The 17,830-nt window shown below is 59.8% G+C and carries 16 protein-coding genes and 2 tRNA genes; 6 read left to right on the top strand and 12 right to left on the bottom strand.

Annotated elements, in window-relative coordinates:
• Positions 1 to 121: 121 nt before the first annotated feature.
• The 10 genes from HU825_RS13390 to leuC all read right to left on the bottom strand — a co-directional run bounded on the left by HU825_RS13390 (position 122) and on the right by leuC (position 12,320).
• Positions 122 to 724: an SPOR domain-containing protein gene (locus HU825_RS13390; RefSeq protein WP_054094915.1), complete on the bottom strand. Its 603-nt coding sequence runs from the start codon at positions 722 to 724 to the stop codon at positions 122 to 124.
• Positions 708 to 2,012: a bifunctional tetrahydrofolate synthase/dihydrofolate synthase gene (folC, locus tag HU825_RS13385; RefSeq protein WP_054094914.1), complete on the bottom strand. Its 1,305-nt coding sequence runs from the start codon at positions 2,010 to 2,012 to the stop codon at positions 708 to 710. Before folC ends, HU825_RS13390 begins: the two co-directional genes overlap by 17 nt.
• Complete coding sequence (accD, locus tag HU825_RS13380; protein ID WP_043298362.1) at positions 2,009 to 2,902, bottom strand: acetyl-CoA carboxylase, carboxyltransferase subunit beta; 894 nt, start codon at positions 2,900 to 2,902, stop codon at positions 2,009 to 2,011. Before accD ends, folC begins: the two co-directional genes overlap by 4 nt.
• A 178-nt stretch (positions 2,903 to 3,080) precedes the next feature.
• The gene (locus tag HU825_RS13375) at positions 3,081 to 3,710 is read right to left on the bottom strand and encodes a phosphoribosylanthranilate isomerase (RefSeq protein ID WP_054094913.1); all 630 of its coding nucleotides are present in this window, start codon (positions 3,708 to 3,710) and stop codon (positions 3,081 to 3,083) included.
• A gap of 111 nt (positions 3,711 to 3,821) precedes the next feature.
• Positions 3,822 to 4,700: a tRNA pseudouridine(38-40) synthase TruA gene (gene truA / locus HU825_RS13370; protein ID WP_054094912.1), complete on the bottom strand. Its 879-nt coding sequence runs from the start codon at positions 4,698 to 4,700 to the stop codon at positions 3,822 to 3,824.
• Positions 4,700 to 7,465: a motility hub landmark protein FimV gene (locus HU825_RS13365; protein ID WP_234302213.1), complete on the bottom strand. Its 2,766-nt coding sequence runs from the start codon at positions 7,463 to 7,465 to the stop codon at positions 4,700 to 4,702. Before HU825_RS13365 ends, truA begins: the two co-directional genes overlap by 1 nt.
• A 420-nt stretch (positions 7,466 to 7,885) precedes the next feature.
• A complete protein-coding gene (gene asd, locus HU825_RS13360) occupies positions 7,886 to 8,998 on the bottom strand; it encodes an aspartate-semialdehyde dehydrogenase (RefSeq protein WP_234302212.1) in 1,113 nt (370 codons plus the stop codon).
• A gap of 56 nt (positions 8,999 to 9,054) precedes the next feature.
• Positions 9,055 to 10,137 carry a 3-isopropylmalate dehydrogenase gene (gene leuB, locus HU825_RS13355; protein ID WP_234302211.1) on the bottom strand — a complete coding sequence of 361 codons (1,083 nt, stop codon included), beginning with the start codon at positions 10,135 to 10,137 and terminating at the stop codon, positions 9,055 to 9,057.
• 96 nt (positions 10,138 to 10,233) lie between these two features.
• Complete coding sequence (gene leuD / locus HU825_RS13350; RefSeq protein WP_043298350.1) at positions 10,234 to 10,881, bottom strand: 3-isopropylmalate dehydratase small subunit; 648 nt, start codon at positions 10,879 to 10,881, stop codon at positions 10,234 to 10,236.
• Between the two features lie 11 nt (positions 10,882 to 10,892).
• On the bottom strand, positions 10,893 to 12,320 hold the full coding sequence (gene leuC / locus HU825_RS13345; RefSeq protein ID WP_234302210.1) for a 3-isopropylmalate dehydratase large subunit: 1,428 nt from the start codon (positions 12,318 to 12,320) through the stop codon (positions 10,893 to 10,895).
• A gap of 190 nt (positions 12,321 to 12,510) precedes the next feature.
• Here leuC and HU825_RS13340 point away from each other — a divergent pair, with 190 nt between their 5' ends.
• Both HU825_RS13340 and HU825_RS13335 read left to right on the top strand, forming a co-directional pair.
• Positions 12,511 to 13,410, top strand: coding sequence for a LysR family transcriptional regulator (locus HU825_RS13340; RefSeq protein WP_234302209.1), 900 nt, complete (start codon positions 12,511 to 12,513; stop codon positions 13,408 to 13,410).
• A gap of 11 nt (positions 13,411 to 13,421) precedes the next feature.
• Positions 13,422 to 14,168, top strand: coding sequence for an SDR family oxidoreductase (locus HU825_RS13335; protein ID WP_234302208.1), 747 nt, complete (start codon positions 13,422 to 13,424; stop codon positions 14,166 to 14,168).
• Between the two features lie 5 nt (positions 14,169 to 14,173).
• Here HU825_RS13335 and HU825_RS13330 read toward each other — a convergent pair whose 3' ends face one another.
• Both HU825_RS13330 and HU825_RS13325 read right to left on the bottom strand, forming a co-directional pair.
• Positions 14,174 to 15,148 carry a tRNA dihydrouridine synthase gene (locus tag HU825_RS13330; RefSeq protein WP_054094906.1) on the bottom strand — a complete coding sequence of 325 codons (975 nt, stop codon included), beginning with the start codon at positions 15,146 to 15,148 and terminating at the stop codon, positions 14,174 to 14,176.
• 104 nt (positions 15,149 to 15,252) lie between these two features.
• On the bottom strand, positions 15,253 to 15,534 hold the full coding sequence (locus HU825_RS13325; protein WP_234302207.1) for a hypothetical protein: 282 nt from the start codon (positions 15,532 to 15,534) through the stop codon (positions 15,253 to 15,255).
• Positions 15,535 to 15,671: 137 nt separating this feature from the next.
• Here HU825_RS13325 and HU825_RS13320 point away from each other — a divergent pair, with 137 nt between their 5' ends.
• The 4 genes from HU825_RS13320 (at position 15,672) to HU825_RS13305 (ending at position 17,808) form a co-directional block, all read left to right on the top strand.
• A complete protein-coding gene (locus tag HU825_RS13320) occupies positions 15,672 to 15,851 on the top strand; it encodes a hypothetical protein (protein WP_138299780.1) in 180 nt (59 codons plus the stop codon).
• Between the two features lie 41 nt (positions 15,852 to 15,892).
• Positions 15,893 to 15,969 (top strand) — tRNA-Met (locus HU825_RS13315).
• A 133-nt stretch (positions 15,970 to 16,102) separates the two neighbouring features.
• Positions 16,103 to 16,179 (top strand) — tRNA-Met (locus tag HU825_RS13310).
• An 849-nt stretch (positions 16,180 to 17,028) separates the two neighbouring features.
• Positions 17,029 to 17,808, top strand: a complete 780-nt coding sequence (locus HU825_RS13305; RefSeq protein ID WP_234302206.1) for a phytanoyl-CoA dioxygenase family protein — start codon at positions 17,029 to 17,031, stop codon at positions 17,806 to 17,808.
• Positions 17,809 to 17,830: the final 22 nt, after the last annotated feature.

Here is a 17,830-nt window from a genome sequence, read left to right as displayed (position 1 = left end):
AGAGGAAAGGCGGCGCATTTTAGCAGACGGCCGGCGACGGAGTAAGCACAAACACCCTGCGCGATCGCGCCGAGCGCAACCCCCGCTCGACAAAGCTCGCGCTCGCCGGATCTGGTCCGGCTCAGCGCGGTTCCGGTTTGAAGCGCACCACGAAACCATTCAGCTTCTGCTGGCGCTGCAGCTGATCGCGCAAACGGTTGGCCTCGTCACGCTCGATGAGTGGCCCGACAAACACCCGGTTCATTCCGTCTGCGGTGCGAATGTAGGCGTTATAGCCCTGCTCACGCAGGGTCTTCTGCAGCTTCTCTGCACCCGCTCGATTGGACAGGCTGGCCAACTGGATGGACCAGCTCACTGGCAGGTTATCGGCATCCACGCGAGGCTGCGGTACAGGATTCGCCTGCGCAGGAGCTTTCACCTGCTCCGACTCGGCCACCGCCGGCGACTCGGTCGGCACAGCTGAAGGGACAGCCGCCGCCTGAGCACTGGCATTGTCTTCGACGATCTCGAAACCCTCGGGAATCGATTTAGGTTCCGGGACTTCCACCGGCTCGATTTCGATCTGAGCCACCGGCGGCGTATTGGGCATAGCCGGGGCATCGACAACGACATGGCGCAGGTCGTCTTCGCGAGTGAACAGCATCGGCACGAAGATCACCGCCAGGGCGATCAGCACCAACGCGCCGACCATGCGCTGTTTCAATCCTTTATCCAGCAGTGCCATCTCCCGCTTCCTCCATACGCGTGGCGATCCATTGCAGCGCTTCGGCTACGCAATAGAACGATCCGAATAACAGAATCTCGTCCTGCTCACCGGCTTTTTCGCACTGCGACTCTAGCGCCTGCATGAGCGATGCATGGGTGCTCACCGCGGCCTTGCGCTCAACCAAGGCCGCGTGCAATTCCGCCGCGGGGCGCGAACGCGGGCTGGCAAGCGGCGCAACCGCCCACTCGCTCACGTGCGGCAGCAGGATATCCAGGATGCCGGCAAGGTCCTTGTCCGCCAGCAAACCGAACACAGCCAGGCGCCGGCCGGTCAATAACTGTTGTTCGAGATAGCTGGCCAGGTAGCTGGCCGCATGGGGGTTGTGCGCGACGTCCAATAACAGAGTGAGCGTGCGCCCGTTCCAGCGAATCGTCCGGCGGTCGAAGCGGCCACTGATGCGGGTTTGCTGTAACGCCTTTGCCAGAGTCTCGGGTTGCCACGGCAAATCCAGCAACGCGTAGACCTGCAGCGCAAGCGCAGCATTCTCCAGCGGCAGCGACAATAGTGGGAGATCATGCAGTTCGCGTGATTGGCCGGCCACATCGACGCCGCGCCAGTGCCAGCCGGCTACCCCGCTCGCAAGATCGTAATCCCGGCCACGGAGATGCAAAGGCACCTCCAGCTTCTCGGCCTGCCTCAGCACCGACACTGGTGGCTCCAGATCACCGCATACGGCCGGAACGGTGCGGCGGAGAATCCCCGCCTTTTCGTAACCGACGCTTTCCCGATCATCGCCCAGCCACTCGGCGTGATCGAGACCGATGTTGGTGATCACCGCCACATCGGCATCGATCAGATTGACAGCGTCCAGTCGCCCGCCAAGGCCGACCTCCAGAACCGCGGCGTCAAGTCCGGCTCGCTGGAAAAGCCATAAAGCCGCCAAGGTACCCATCTCGAAATAGGTAAGTGACGTATTCTCTCGCGCCCGTTCGACAGCCTCGAAAGCCTCGCAGAGCGCGTCATCATCAACTTCCAGCCCCCCGATGCGCACCCGCTCGTTGTAGCGCAGCAGATGCGGCGATGCGTAGACACCGACACTGAGGCCCTGGGCCTGCAGCAACGAGGCGATGAAGGCGCAACTGGAACCTTTGCCATTGGTCCCGGTGACGGTGATCACCTTTCGTGCGGGACGCCCCAGGCCGAGCCGCTGCGCGACCTCGCGAACCCGCTCGAGCCCCATATCGATGGCCGAGGGGTGCAGTTGCTCAAGATAACTCAGCCAATCTGCGAGGCCGCGGGCGCTCATGCAGAAGCCGCAACCTGCGCAGGCGCAACGGTCGCCGGCAGTCGCTGCAACTGCGCAAGCAGACGGGAAAGACGGGGTCGTAGCTCGGCACGCGGGATAATAAGATCGATGGCACCGTGATCCAGCAGGAACTCGCTGCGCTGGAAGCCCTCAGGGAGTTTCTCGCGAACGGTCTGCTCGATAACTCGCGGTCCGGCGAAGCCAATCAGGGCTTTCGGCTCCGCGACGATGACGTCACCCAGCATGGCCAAGCTGGCCGAAACACCACCATATACCGGATCGGTCAGTACGGAGATGAAAGGCAGCCCCTCTTCACGCATGCGGGCCAGCACAGCGGACGTTTTTGCCATCTGCATCAGCGAAATCAGCGCCTCTTGCATGCGCGCGCCGCCGGACGCAGAGAAGCATATCAGAGGGCAACGCAGCTCCAGCGCCACATTGGCGGCACGCACGAAGCGCTCACCAACGATAGCGCCCATCGAACCGCCCATGAAGGAGAATTCAAAGGCACAGGCGACGACCGGCACCTTGAACAAAGTACCCTGCATCGCGATCAGAGCATCCTTTTCACCAGTCTGTTTCTGCGCAGCAGACAAGCGATCCTTGTATTTCTTGCTGTCCCGAAACTTAAGTCGATCCACTGGCTCCAGGTCGCTGGCAATTTCCTCGCGGCCCTCGGCATCGAGAAAAATGTCCAGTCGGGTACGAGCGTCAATGCGCATGTGATGCTGGCATTTCGGACAAACATCCAGCGTCTTTTCCAGTTCAGGGCGATACAGCACAGCCTCGCAGGAGGGACACTTGTGCCACAGCCCCTCGGGTACCGAGCTCTTCTGTGTCTCGGAACGCATGATCGAAGGGATCAGCTTGTCTACCAACCAGTTGCTCATGCTCTTGTTCTCCAAAGCTTCCATTCGGGCCGCATCAACCTCGCGCCCCGATCAATGTATTGTTGCGGCTCGGCACTCCGCATTCGCTAAAGATGAGGCCCCACTCTTTCGGGCAAGCCAACTGCCCGGCGCCGGCCGCATCGGCGATTCGTACTGGACGGCAAAGAGCCGCCAAGCGTCACATGACAGAGCGAACTCGTTGAACGAACGCGCGAACTTTTTCGGCACTCTTGATGCCTTTGCTCAACTCAACGCCACCGCTCACATCAACCGCATAAGGGTGTAGCTGCGCGATTGCATCAACCACGTTATCGCAGGTCAGGCCGCCCGCCAGTATCAAAGGCTTGGGCAAATCGTCAGGAATAAGTGACCAGTCGAAACGGGTTCCCGTCCCGCCGGGAACGCCCGCTACGTAGGTATCGAGTAACAGTGCGCTAGCTCCGGCCGCAGCATATCGTGCTGCCGCGGCGCCAATATCGCGCCCAGGCGAAACACGTAACGCCTTGAACCAAGGTCGATGGAATCCTGCGCAGTCGGCAGGTTCTTCATCGCCGTGGAACTGCAACACATCGAGCGCAACCGCATCCAGAATATGTTCGACCTCGCAGCGACTGGCGTCGACAAAAAGTCCGACCACGGTCAGAAACGGAGGTAACGCCTCGACGATTTCACGCGCCCGCCTGATGTCGACCACACGTGGACTGTTGGCATAAAACACCAAACCGATGGCGTCCGCCCCAGCCTCCGCGGCGAGCAACGCGTCCTCAACCCGCGTAATCCCACAAATTTTGCTTCGAACGACCGACAAGTCTTACTACCTTTGCGAAAGACAACGGATGGTAGCAAAAGCCGCGCTACCTGCAAGCCGAAGCCTGCAGAGCGTGGCTATAGGCGACCATTCCAGCTTAGCGCCGCAACGCTAGTCATTGCTCGGGAGGGAATCCTGATAATCGGCAAGACCGGAAAGAAAGTGCGGACCGAGATACCGTTGAGGCAGCTCAAACTCTTCTGGATATTCAACCCGCACCAAGTACAGTCCGTAAGGATGAGCCGTGACCCCACCGGTTCGACGTATACGCGTCTGCAATACCTGCTGAGCCCATTCGACCGGGCGCTCGCCCGCTCCGATGGTCATCAGAACACCGGCGAAATTGCGCACCATGTGATGCAGGAAGGCATTGGCACGCACGTCGATCACAATGAATTTGCCATGCTGAAGCAACTGCAGATGATGCACGGTCTTCACAGGCGACTTGGCTTGGCACTGGCGCGCCCGAAAGGCACTGAAATCGTGGGTGCCGACAAACGACTTGGCTGCCTCGCGCATCAATTCGATGTCAAGTGGCCGATGGTTCCAGGTAACCTCTTCAGCCATGTGGGCCGGACGAATCTGGTCGTTATAGATAACGTATCGGTATCGGCGCGCCATAGCACTGAAACGAGCATCGAAATGAGCCGGCATCGCCTTTGCCCAAGTTACGCTGATATCACCCGGCAAGTTCATGTTCGCCCCCATGACCCAGGCGTGCATGCTGCGCTCAACCGAAGTATCGAAGTGCACCACCTGCCCGCTCGCATGCACCAGGGCGTCAGTGCGCCCTGCACAGCTCAAGGCAACGGGGTGTCCGCCGGCAACTCTGCTCAACGCGCGCTCAAGCGCTTCCTGGACTGAAGGCACACCCGCACGCTGGCGCTGGAAGCCGCGGTAACGCGACCCTTTGTACTCGACACCCAGTGCAATTCTGGAAACGCCAACGGCAGCCGATTCGGCTGCCGCTTCAGGTACGTCGTGAAGCATCAAGCCAGCTTGGCGAGCATCTCTCGCGCCTCTTGCTGCTGTTGCTCGCTCCCCTCCGAAAGTACCTCGTCGAGAATATCGCGAGCGCCTTCGGCATCGCCCATGTCGATATAAGCGCGGGCAAGATCGAGTTTGGTAGTGGCCTCATCGGTATCCGCGAAGAAGTTGAAATCATCCTCCTCTGCGGCGCTTTCAGGCTCGACACTCAAAAGGTCTGGAGACGCTGTTTTAGTGTCATCCAGACTGCCAGCGGGAATATCAAAATCAACACTATCGCCAGCGGCGCCCTCAACTTGCGACTCACTCATTGGCGCATGATCAAAAGACAGATCGAAGTCCGCCGACAGCAGCTCCTCATCTACCGTGCCACCGCGATTGGCCGCAACGTCTTCCAGGGAATCGTTCAGATCGAAACTGTAGTTTTCTACCGACGGCTGCCCCCCCTCCACAGAAACGCCTTGCTCTTCAGCTCCGAGATCGAAGGAGAAATCACCCAGATCATCAGACAGAGAAACTGCTGACGGGGACTCTTCTGTCAAGTCGGCAAAACCATCGTCAGCACCTGCATTCTCCGCCGCGCCGGGAGCCGGTTCATCAAACGAAAGATCATCGAAGTTCAGGGTTTCAGCCTGTGCGGTTTCGCTGATTGGCGTAGCCGGGGTCAGACCGGCCTGATCGCTGTCCAGATCGATATCCAGATCGTCCAAACTCAGGTCGAAGGCGTCGTCCGGATCCTGCCCGGCAGCCCTCGCAGATACCTGCTCCTCGAATTGCAAATCGTCCAGATCGAAATTATCAAGATCGGCATGTGTTGCTACTGCCGCGACGGCTGTGATGGCGATGGCCGGATACTTGAGCTTGAGCCGTTCAATATCGCTACCGGCACCGCCAATTTCGCGCAACTCCGACTCTTGGCGAGCAAAACCGTCACGATCACCCAGCTCTGCATAAACCTCCATCAGTTTAAGACGCAAATCACTGCGCTGCGGTTCGTCGTTCAGGGCGTTGCGAAGCAGCTCGGCGGCCTGATTGAAACGACCATAGGCAATATAGATATCAGCTTCTGCCAGAGCATCGCCCGTAGAGGCATGCGTCGGAGCAACCGGCTCGGTTTCGACAAACGTAGCAGTGGTGCTCGGAAGCGATGCATCAGAGTCTGAATGCAAATCCTGTAGCGCCCCGGGCTGCAAATTGAAGCTTTCGTTCTCACTCTCCGCGAGGAGTTGCTCTTGAAGCTCGGCTTCCTTCATTGCGTTACGACGGGATAGCGCCATCAGCCCAACCAGCAACAGTAGCAGCGCGCTTCCACCCAGCACACCGAGCAGCATCGGGTTGGCCAGATAGTCGTCAAGCAAACTCGGCTCTTCAGGAGTCGCATCCACAGGATTTGCAGAAGTCGGCTTCGGTGCTGGCGCTGGGGCCGCCGCCGGCTTGGAAGGCTGGGCGTTCTGCGAAGCAGCCGCCGCAGCGCTTGCCGCTGCCTCCTGATCAGTTGTCAGCTCGGCCTTGTTCTCGCTCGCGTGATCTGTTTCATCGCTCTGCGGTTTAGAAGCAGACACGGAATCAGCTTGAACTGCCCGAACATCATCTTGCGACGGACGTTCAGCATTGCTCGTCTCGCCATCGACTGCCAGCTGAGCCTGCAGCTTGGCCAGCTGATCATCCTTAAGCTGCATCAGGCGCTGCAGTTTCTCCAGCTGACCTTGCAGCTCATCCAAGCGCTCTTTCAGATCGACATTTTCGCGCCGACTGGAGTCGAGACTCTCTTGGGTAGTGGCAAGGCGATCACGGAGCGCCTTGCTGTCGCCGCTGGAGCCAGTATCACTGCCAGCGGTGGACTTTCCTGTATCCGGAGCTACAAGCCGCAGGTTATCTCGACTATCACTTTGGGCAGGCGCCTCGCCTGCGTTGGTCCGGCGAGTCGCATCGATCTGTTTCGCCACATCGCGAGGCGCGGTGCGCCCCTGCCGCCAGATCGTATTCTGCTCAGCGACCTGCGCAATGGCCTCGGCCTGAGTGCGGCTGCTGATCTGCTCGGTGTTGGGCAGACGAAGGACTTGGCCACTCTTCATGCGGTTGATGTTGCCACCGATAAAGGCGTCTGGATTCAAATCCTGAATCGCGAGCATGGTCTGATGGACCGTGCCAGAGCCAGCGTTTCGCTCGGCAATTTCCCAGAGTGTATCGTGCGAAGAGGTCTTGTACTCGGAGCTGGTCGGCACACGCTCAACCACCTGCCCGGTCGTCGACGCGGATGACGGCGACCTCACCTGACTCGGCGCAGGCGAAACAGTCGGCGTGCGGGCCGGTGCCACCGAGGTGATCGGCAACTGCGGAGCAACAGCAGCTACGGTTTCGGGAGAATAAAGCGGGGGGTCCAGCAACAACGTGTACTCACGCAGCAAGCGACCGCTGGGCCATAGAACCTCAACCAGAAAATTGAGATAAGGCTCACGTACCGGCTTGGTCGATGAGACTCGGATGACGCTTTTGCCGTCCGGCCGCAGCACCGGAGTGAATTTCAGATCAGTCAGAAAGTACTGACGATCAATTCCGGCGCGGTTGAACTCCTCAACGGAGGCGAGAGAAGGAACCACCTCGCCCGGAGCGAGCATTTTTGCGTCAAGCAGTTCGATTTCCGCAACCAGTGGTTGATTCAGCGACGATTGCAGCCGGACCTCACCAAGCCCCAGCGCATGGGCCACCTCGGTAGTCAGCGCAGTAGCAGCTGCAATTGCCAGTACCAGATTTCGAACCCGAACCATTGTCTATCCTTTGTTTATCTTTTTCTCGAAGCTTGAGAAAGGGTCTTATGTCACTGCCCGCGCTTTGCAGCGCCCCGATCAGCGATAGGCCGTACTAGCACAACTTAGAAAAGTTCTTCGAATTACCGGTAAGTATCTTTTACAGATGGTGTTTTATCAACAACTTGGCGGACAGCGGGGCATTCCACGCCGCCGCTTTTAGCACGTTATCAGACTCAATCCACAATTTGACCGGCCGCCCCCTCTGCGCGCTGTAGCGCCTCTTCACGCCGAAGCCCCCGGCTCGCTGCCCACCAGCCCCAACGCTCACCGCGCACCGTTCGACGAAGTAACCCACCTGATATTTGGCACTTGCCTACATTCAGCCTGCAGGATGCAGACGAAAAAAAACCGCGGCTGACCGCGGTTTTTAAAAGTGCCTCAACGCTCAAGAAGTATGCGGAGCATCCGACGCAGGGGCTCCGCAGCCCCCCATAGCAATTGATCACCAACGGTGAAGGCCCCGAGGAAATGTGAGCCCATGTTGAGCTTACGCAACCGTCCGACCGGTACGCTCAACGTGCCAGTGACGGCCGCCGGGCTCAGCTCCTGCATGCTGGCCTCTCGATGATTCGGCACCAGCTTGACCCACGGATTGTGCTGACTGATCAGCCCTTCGACATCCGAAATCGGCACATCCTTGTTCAGCTTGATCGTCAATGCCTGACTGTGGCAGCGCATAGCGCCGATGCGCACGCAGATACCGTCAACCGGAATCGGGTTCTTGAATCGACCAAGGATCTTATTGGTCTCGGCCTGCGCCTTCCACTCCTCACGGCTCTGCCCGTTGGGCAGTTCCTTGTCGATATAGGGAATCAGGCTGCCGGCCAGCGGTACACCAAAGTTATCGACGGGGAACGCTTCACCTCGCTGACTCTCGGCAACCTTGCGGTCGATATCCAGAATGGCGCTCGCCGGATTGGCAAGGTCTTCGGCAACGGCGGCGTTGATGGTTCCCATCTGCTTGATCAGTTCGCGCATGTTCTGAGCGCCAGCGCCGGATGCAGCCTGATAAGTCATGGCGCTCATCCATTCCACGAGCCCCGCCTCGAACAAACCACCGAGGCCCATCAGCATCAGGCTGACAGTGCAGTTACCGCCGATGTAGTTCTTGGTACCGGCATCCAGCTGCTGGTCGATCACGCGGCGGTTCACCGGGTCGAGCACGATAACGGCGTCATCCTGCATACGAAGTGCCGAGGCGGCATCGATCCAGTAGCCTTGCCAACCTGCTTCGCGCAGCTTCGGGAAAACCTCGTTGGTGTAGTCACCGCCTTGGCAGGTCAGGATCACGTCCAGCGCCTTCAGCTCATCGATACTGTAGGCATCCTTCAGCGGAGCGGTTTCCTTGCCGATGGCCGGCCCCTGGCCGCCAACGTTCGAGGTGGTGAAGAACACCGGCTCGATCAGATCGAAATCCCGCTCTTCCAGCATCCGCTGCATGAGCACGGAACCGACCATCCCGCGCCAACCGATCAGACCTACACGTTTCATCGCAACTACACCTATAGAAAAAGTGGCCCGCACATATAGAAAGGCGGGCGAAGAGCTTACAACTTCGCGAGCGCCGCGACTACCGCATCACCCATTGCCTGAGTACCTACCTTCGTGCAGCCCTCAGACCAGATATCGCCGGTACGCAGCCCCTGGTCGAGCACATCACTGACCGCCCGCTCGATGGCGTCCGCCGCAGTGACCTGATTGAAGCTGTAACGCAGCATCATCGAAACCGAGAGAATGGTTGCCAACGGGTTGGCAATGCCCTTGCCGGCGATATCCGGCGCTGAGCCGTGGCAGGGCTCGTACATGCCCTTGTTGCTAGCATCCAGCGAGGCGGATGGCAGCATGCCGATGGAGCCGGTGAGCATGGAAGCCTCGTCGGACAGGATGTCGCCGAACATGTTGTCGGTAACGATCACGTCGAACTGCTTGGGTGCGCGCACCAGTTGCATGGCGGCGTTATCGACGTACATGTGCGACAGCTCGACCTCAGGGTAAACCTTGGCCACCTCCTCGACCACCGCGCGCCACAGCTGGCTAGAAGCCAGTACATTGGCCTTGTCCACCGAGCAGAGCTTCTTGTTGCGCAACATCGCCATATCGAAACCAACCTTGGCGATGCGGCGGACCTCGCTTTCGCTGTACGGCAGGGTGTCGTAGGCCATGCGCTCACCATTCTCGAGCACCTTGCTCTCGCGCGGCTGACCGAAATAGATGCCGCCAGTCAGCTCACGCACGATGAGGATGTCCAGACCCGCGACGATCTCCGGCTTCAGGGTCGAGGCATCGGCCAGTTGCGGATATAGCAGCGCCGGGCGCAGGTTGCCGAACAGGCCCAGCTGCGAACGGATCTTCAGCAGGCCGCGCTCGGGGCGAATGGCTGGATCGATGGTGTCCCACTTCGGGCCACCGACGGCACCCAGCAGGATAGCGTCCGCCTTGCGGGCACGCTCCAGGGTTTCGTCGGCCAGCGGTACGCCATACTTGTCGATCGCGGCGCCGCCCAGCTCGTCGTAACTCAGCTCGAAGCCGAGCTGGAACTTGTCGTTGGCCAGCTGCAGTACCTTGACGGCTTCCGCCATGATTTCCGGACCGATACCGTCACCCGGAAGAACCAGAATCTGCTTGCTCATTGTTTCCTCGATTTTTCGTGGGGCGGTTGATTACCTCATCCGCCGAAATCCTGCGAAACGAGGTGAATGACAGATCACCCACCTCCCCGCTTCATATCATTTGATCGCGCCGAACAGCCAAGGCTGACTCGTGCGGTGCTTTTCCTCGAACGCGCGAATCGCATCGGCGTCCTGCAAGGTCAGGCCAATATCGTCCAGACCGTTGAGCAGGCAATGCTTGCGGAAGGCGTCAATCTCGAAGCGATACTGCACGCCATCCGGGCGCGTCACGGTTTGGGCCTGCAGATCGACGGTGAGTTGATAGCCCTCGATGGCCTCGGCCTGTTGGAACAGCGCATCGACCTCCTCTTCTTTCAGCACGATCGGCAGCAGGCCGTTCTTGAAACTGTTGTTGAAGAAGATATCGGCGAAGCTCGGCGCGATGATGGCGCGAAAACCGTACTCATCCAGCGCCCACGGAGCATGCTCTCGGGACGAGCCGCAGCCGAAGTTCTCGCGCGCCAGCAACACACTGGCGCCTTGGAAGCGCGGGAAGTTCAGCACGAACTCCTTGTTCAGCGGGCGGTTGGAACAGTCCTGGTTCGGCTGACCGACATCCAAATAGCGCCACTCGTCGAACAAGTTGGGACCGAAGCCGGTACGCTTGATCGACTTAAGGAATTGCTTGGGAATGATCTGGTCGGTATCGACGTTGGCGCGATCCAGCGGGCAGACCAGGCCGGTGTGTTGGGTAAAGGCTTTCATGCTGTTGCTCCTCAGGCCTGGATCAGTTCGCGAACATCGATGAAACGACCGGTTACCGCGGCGGCGGCGGCCATGGCCGGGCTCACCAGATGAGTACGACCACCGGCACCCTGACGCCCTTCGAAGTTGCGGTTGGAGGTCGACGCGCAATGCTCGCCGCTGCCCAGCTTGTCCGGGTTCATCGCCAGACACATGGAGCAGCCCGGCTCACGCCATTCGAAGCCGGCCTCGATGAAAATCTTGTCCAGCCCCTCGACCTCGGCCTGCTGCTTGACCAGACCGGAACCCGGCACCACCAGCGCCTGCTTGACGTTCGCCGCGACCTTGCGGCCCTTGGCTACCTCGGCGGCAGCACGCAGATCTTCGATGCGCGAATTGGTGCACGAACCGATGAACACGCGATCGAGCTTGATTTCGGTGATCGGCTGGTTGGCGCTAAGGCCCATGTACTTCAGAGCCCGCACGATGGAATCACGCTTCACCGGATCGGTTTCGGCGGCCGGGTCCGGCACGCGCTGATCGACCGCCAGCACCATTTCCGGCGAGGTGCCCCAGCTGACCTGAGGCTTGATGTCCTCTGCCTTCAACTCGACGATGGTGTCGAATACCGCGTCCTCATCGGACACCAAGTCTTTCCAGACTTCGACCGCTTTTTCCCAATCCGCCCCCTTCGGTGCATAGGGCCGCCCTTCTACATAGGCGACGGTCTTCTCATCGCAGGCGACCATCCCCACACGGGCGCCAGCCTCGATGGCCATGTTGCAGAGGGTCATGCGGCCCTCCATCGACAGGTCGCGAATGGCACTGCCGGCAAACTCCAGGGCATGACCATTGCCACCGGCGGTACCGATCTTGCCGATCACCGCGAGCACGATGTCCTTGGCACTGACGCCAAACGGCAGTTTGCCTTCGACGCGCACCTGCATGTTCTTCATCTTCTTGGCGACCAGGCACTGAGTGGCCAGCACGTGCTCGACTTCCGAAGTGCCGATACCGTGCGCCAGGGCACCGAAGGCGCCATGGGTGGAGGTATGCGAGTCGCCGCAGACCACGGTCATGCCTGGCAGAGTGGCGCCCTGCTCCGGGCCGATGACGTGGACGATGCCCTGACGTACGTCGTTCATCTTGAATTCGAGGATGCCGAAGTCGTCGCAGTTCTCGTCCAGCGTCTGCACCTGAATGCGCGAGACCTCGTCGGCGATCGCTTCCAGGCCGCCCTGGCGCTCACCCTTGGTCGTCGGCACGTTATGGTCCGGCGTCGCGATATTGGCGTCGATGCGCCACGGCTTGCGGCCGGCAAGGCGCAGCCCTTCAAAGGCCTGAGGCGAAGTCACTTCGTGCAGGATGTGACGATCGATATAGATCAGCGACGAACCATCGTCGCGCCGCTTCACCTCGTGCATCTCCCAAAGCTTGTCGTAGAGCGTTTTGCCGGCCATCGGAGTTTTCCTCATCTGCTTTCTATGCGGGGCGAATAGCCCTTGCGCTTATGGGGCGATCCTAGGGGCTTGATTTGAATTACTCAAATTCATATTTTTTATCCAAAGCATTCCCTACAGGAATCGCACAGGCCGCTGGTTAGCACCCAACTGCCCCGCTCGTGGCACCACTCAACGATTCAGAAGCCCCATGGACCTTGCCAACCTCAATGCCTTTATTGCAGTCGCCGAAACCGGCAGCTTCTCCCTGGCTGCCGAGCGCCTGCATCTGACGCAACCGGCCGTCAGCAAGCGGATCGCCGCACTGGAAGGGCAACTCGATGTGCGCCTGTTCGATCGGCTGGGCCGCGAGATCGGGCTTACCGAGGCCGGCCGCGCGTTGCAGCCACGTGCTTACCAGATTCTCAACGTTCTGGAGGACACCCGCCGCGCCCTGACCAATCTCAACGGCGACATCGGCGGGCGGCTGTCACTCGCCACCAGCCATCACATCGGCCTCCATCGCCTGCCGCCGCTGCTGCGCGCGTTCACCCGGGCCCACCCGCAGGTGAACCTGGACATTCGCTTTCTCGATTCGGAGATCGCCTACGACGAGGTCCTGCATGGGCGTGCCGAACTGGCGGTCATCACCCTGGCGCCGCAGACGGCCGAGCCGGTGAAGGCAGTGAAGGTTTGGGACGACCCGCTCGACTTCGTCGTCGCGCCCGAACATCCGCTGGCACGCCGGCCCACGATCACACTGGCGGATATCTCCAGCCATCCCGCGGTATTTCCCGGCGGCAACACCTTCACTCATCACATCGCGCACCGCCTGTTCGAACGCGAAGGACTGACGCCCAACATCACCATGAGTACCAACTATATGGAAACGATCAAGATGATGGTTTCCATCGGCATCGCCTGGAGCGTTCTGCCTCGCAGCATGCTCGACGAGCAGGTGGTGCGCCTGGATCTACCAGGCATTCAGTTGACGCGCCAGCTAGGCTATATCCGGCACACCGAGCGAACGCTATCCAATGCCGCAAGGGCATTCATGGCCCTGCTCGATAGCGTGGCGGTTACCGCCGGACGCAAGGCAAACGATCAATAAAGAGGCCCGTCATGTCCAAGGTCATGCTGATCACCGGCGCCAGCCGTGGCATCGGCGCCGCCACCGCGCAACTGGCGGCAGAACAGGGCTATGCCCTGTGCCTGAATTATCACCATCGGGAAGATGCCGCGCGCCAGGTATTGCACGAGGCCCAGCGGCTCGGCGTACAAGCCATCGCGGTACAGGCCGATGTCTCCCGCGAAGATGAAGTGCTCGACCTGTTCACCGCGCTTGACAGGGAATTCGGCCGCCTCGACGTACTGGTCAACAACGCCGGCATGCTGGAGCGACAGATGCGCCTGGAGCAAATGGATGCGGCACGCTGGAGCCGCGTGCTTGGCACCAATGTGATCGGCAGCTTTCTCTGCGCCCGCGAGGCGATCAAACGGATGTCGACCCGCCACGGCGGGCATGGCGGCGCGATCATTAATCTTTCCTCGGCGGCCGCACGCCTCGGCGCCCCCGGCGAGTACATCGACTATGCGGCAGCCAAGGGCGCCATCGACAGCATGACGCTGGGACTGGCCAAGGAAGTGGGCGGCGAAGGTATTCGCGTCAACGCGGTGCGTCCCGGCGTGATCCATACCGAAATCCACGCCAGCGGTGGCGAGCCGGACCGGATCGAGCGGGTCAGGACAAGCGTACCGCTCGGACGCGGAGGCGACGCACGTGAGGTCGCCGAGGCCATTCTCTGGCTTGCCGGTGACGGCGCCAGCTATACCAGCGGCGCGTTGCTGGATGTCAGTGGCGGACGCTGAGCCCGCTACGCCAGCGCTCGTTGGCGGATGGCCTGGGTATCCACGCCGAGCAAGGCATCGATCCGCTCGCAGTCGTTCTCCCGACGAAGCTCGGCGAACAATGTCGACGCCTGCGGATAATTGCGCGTCAGCAATGCAAGCCATTGCTTGAGTCGGCCAGGCGCGTAGCGCGGTGCGATCTTGCCACGGGCCTGGCGCCAGAAATCGGCCAGCATGGGCTTGAAGGCGTCCCAGCTCATCTCAGCCAGCGCCTGCCCCTGCCTCGCCGCCGCGATCTGACGGGCCAGATCGGGACGCGAAACTAGCCCGCGCCCGAGCATCACATCCTCGACGCCACTGACCTCGCGGCAGCGGCGCCAGTCAGCCACCGACCAGATCTCGCCATTGGCGTACACCGGCACATCCACCACATCACGCACCCTAGCTACCCATTCCCAATGCGCCGGGGGCTTATAGCCGTCCAGCTTGGTGCGCGCATGCACCACCAACTGCTGCGCGCCGCCAGCAGTCAATGCACGCGCGCAATCGAGGGCGCCATCCGGACTGTCGAAGCCCAGGCGCATCTTCGCGGTCACCGGAATATGCGCCGGAACGCTGCGGCGCACCTCGCAGACAATGGCGTGCAGCAGCTCTGGTTCCTTGAGCAGCACGGCGCCGCCGCGCGATTTGTTGACCGTTCGCGCCGGGCAGCCGAAGTTCAGGTCAATGGCCGGCGCTCCCAGCGTGCAGGCATAGGCGGCATTGTCCGCCAGGCAGGCCGGATCGGAGCCCAGCAGCTGCACCCGCACTGGCGTACCGGCACGCGTCACCGCACCCTCGGTCAGCTCCGGTGCTAGTTTGCGGAAGCTGCTCTGCGGCAGAAGGCGGTCCGAGACGCGAATGAACTCGGTCACGCACCAGTCGACGCCACCCGCCCGGGTCAAAACATCGCGCAGGATCTCATCGACCAGTCCTTCCATCGGTGCAAGAGCGATCTGCATGTTGCGACGTCTCGTGAAAAAGGGACGGCATTGTACGGAGATCGGCCGCACCGATGAATGCCGAGCGAAGCCTGTTCCTGGCGTCCTCGAGGCAACGCACCCGATCAATCGTCGAACTTGTCTCGCAGCTCTCGTCGGTGGTGGACCATATCGGTCTCATTGCCCCCATGACCGGGTTCGCCGGCATTGCGCTCAAGCGGTACCGCCAAGCGTTTCGACGCCTCATCCGGGGCCTTGTCCGCTTCCGACCATCCCTTCACGACGGTTTCGGTTTCTCGCGCGCCGTCGTCGGTAGTTGCACGCTCTGGCGACACGCCGTCCGATTGCGCGGTTGCAGCGCTCGCCCACCACACAACCCCGAACGCAAGCAGAAGATGAACACGCATGGCTGTCTCCTCCTTTATTCCCCTGCAGTTTAGGCCGTACGTCACTCACAGGCGTTCCGGCCGGTCTGGAACCGCTTCGGGCACACAAGGTCCACTGCATAGCCAAAGGACGAGACTCACAGCACAGGATGCGCTACATGATGACGCCCGCCTTCACCCTTATGTTGATGCTCTTCGGCTGGTTCCTGGTCGCACTGGCGCTGCTCTGGGGCATGATGCGGATCGCCCGTCGCCACCATCGTCCACGCGTACACCACCGCAATCGCTCGGCGGCGAAGATATTCAGCCTGCCGATGCCGCTCAGAAAAATTTTCTAATCAGGTCGTGACAATCACGACAGAACCTGTAGAATTCGCGCCGCGGGATGGAGCAGTCTGGTAGCTCGTCGGGCTCATAACCCGAAGGTCGTCGGTTCAAATCCGGCTCCCGCAACCAATTCAAAAGGCCACTCATCGAGTGGCCTTTTTTGTTTATCTGTACAGCGCGCTGCGAAGCTAACTCGCTGATAAAAAAGCTAATTTTTCAAGAAATAGCTTGACAGCCGACGCTCAATGCGTAGAATTCACGGCGCGGGATGGAGCAGTCTGGTAGCTCGTCGGGCTCATAACCCGAAGGTCGTCGGTTCAAATCCGGCTCCCGCAACCAATTCAAAAAGGCCACTCATCGAGTGGCCTTTTTCGTTTCTGCGCTCATTGTGTGAAGCGTCTTAGGCACGAGCCGTTATCCCTCCTCGCCCCCGCCTGCCGGCCTCTGCGGCGGCTTATCGCACGAAATGAAAGCAACTCTCATTTCTCAAACACTTATTCCAGATAGCATTTAAAAAAGAGCGCTTATTTCCATAGGCGTTCGCTTAGTAAAGCACTCAACTATTAGCAACAATTGAAATATAGACAAGACAATTGCAATCCACCCAAGGATTGATTCTTGCAGGAACCGTCAAAATAAATTTTCTTTGCCTTTCAGCAGGTTATACGAGCCGACTCAGCTGGCTTCGCCAAGCAACAAAAAAACGTCTCCGCGAGCTTGACTTCGATCACAGTTTGACGGATATCTATTGCCGAACGGAGTAGTGCGCTGCGAGCAGTTAAGATCATCGGGAGCGATCAAGTTCAGCAGCTGAGTTATACCGCCAGCGAAGCGCCGAAAAATTGTCAGTTCAAGAACCGCAAAGAGAGGTAAGTGCGGTAGCTTTGCCCAAATAAAAGTTATTGGGCAGTTAACGGCTTTGCAGTGCGGAATCTGAGTCAAGACGGTAAAGAGCACTGAACGGCGAAACGGTCTGAAACGCCGGTGGGCGGTAGCATTGCCGGATGCCACACAGACTCCAGAAGAGCCAAACTCATATATACGCCAGCTAGGCGAAAGTGCGAAAGACACACTCGTTTCTCTCTGTAATGTGAATCGCCCTGGCTCAAGGCGGAAAACTCACCGTCAGATAAAAAAGTTCATGTAAAGACAATCTTCATATTTCCCTCTTTTCTGCGGGAGAAACTTGTGCGCGCCCAAACTAGCAACTTAGACAATAGTTCCACCGCTCTTATTGCCAACGCAATAAACAAAGACGGTTACGCCTGCATTCCCGATTTCCTCAGCAGATCGCAGCTTGAAGAACTTCGCGAGCAGCTTTCCATCGAGGCCGAGCGGCATGATGGCAATTACTTTGCGTATCACGGCGACACTGCGCTGGCCGGAAGTCCGCTCGCTGCGCTGAAGGCCTCGCCTGATTTCCAGAACATGCTCGCCGATGTTTATCGACAGGCGGCCGGTAACAGCGCACCGAGTTCCGAAATATTTCCCGTATTGCGTTGCGTTCAGGGAGGCAGCGGACGGCGCGAGTCCAACTGCTTTCACTTCGATGCCAGTCTGGTGACCGCCCTGCTCCCTATCGAAATCCCCCAGCAGGGCAAGCCGAACGAGCGCGGCGATCTGTTGCTATTCGCCAATCGGCGCCGTGTTCGCCCCAGTGTGCTGCTCAATGTGCTGGAGAAGGCGCTGGTGCAGAACGCCTTCACACGCAAGCTGATCAGCCTCGGCATACGGCTGCATTTGCTTCGGCCGCAGCGTCTGCGTCTGGTGCCCGGCAACCTCTATCTGTTCTGGGGCTATCGCTCACTGCACGCCAATGAGCCCTGCAACCCGGCCTATCGCCGTGCCACGGCGATCTTCCACTACGGCGATCCGCATGCCGGCAGCCTGCTGACCAGCCTGATCCTGACGGTCAACCAGCACCGTGCACGTCGCGCCAGCCAGATAAGCGACCAGCACGCCGTCTGACTGCCCTCCCCTTGCCGGCCAG

This window comes from Pseudomonas phenolilytica (assembly GCF_021432765.1).
In the GTDB taxonomy this organism is placed as follows: domain Bacteria; phylum Pseudomonadota; class Gammaproteobacteria; order Pseudomonadales; family Pseudomonadaceae; genus Stutzerimonas; species Stutzerimonas phenolilytica.
Note: the sequence above shows the minus strand (reverse complement) of the source record. Positions and strands in the feature narration are given on the sequence as shown.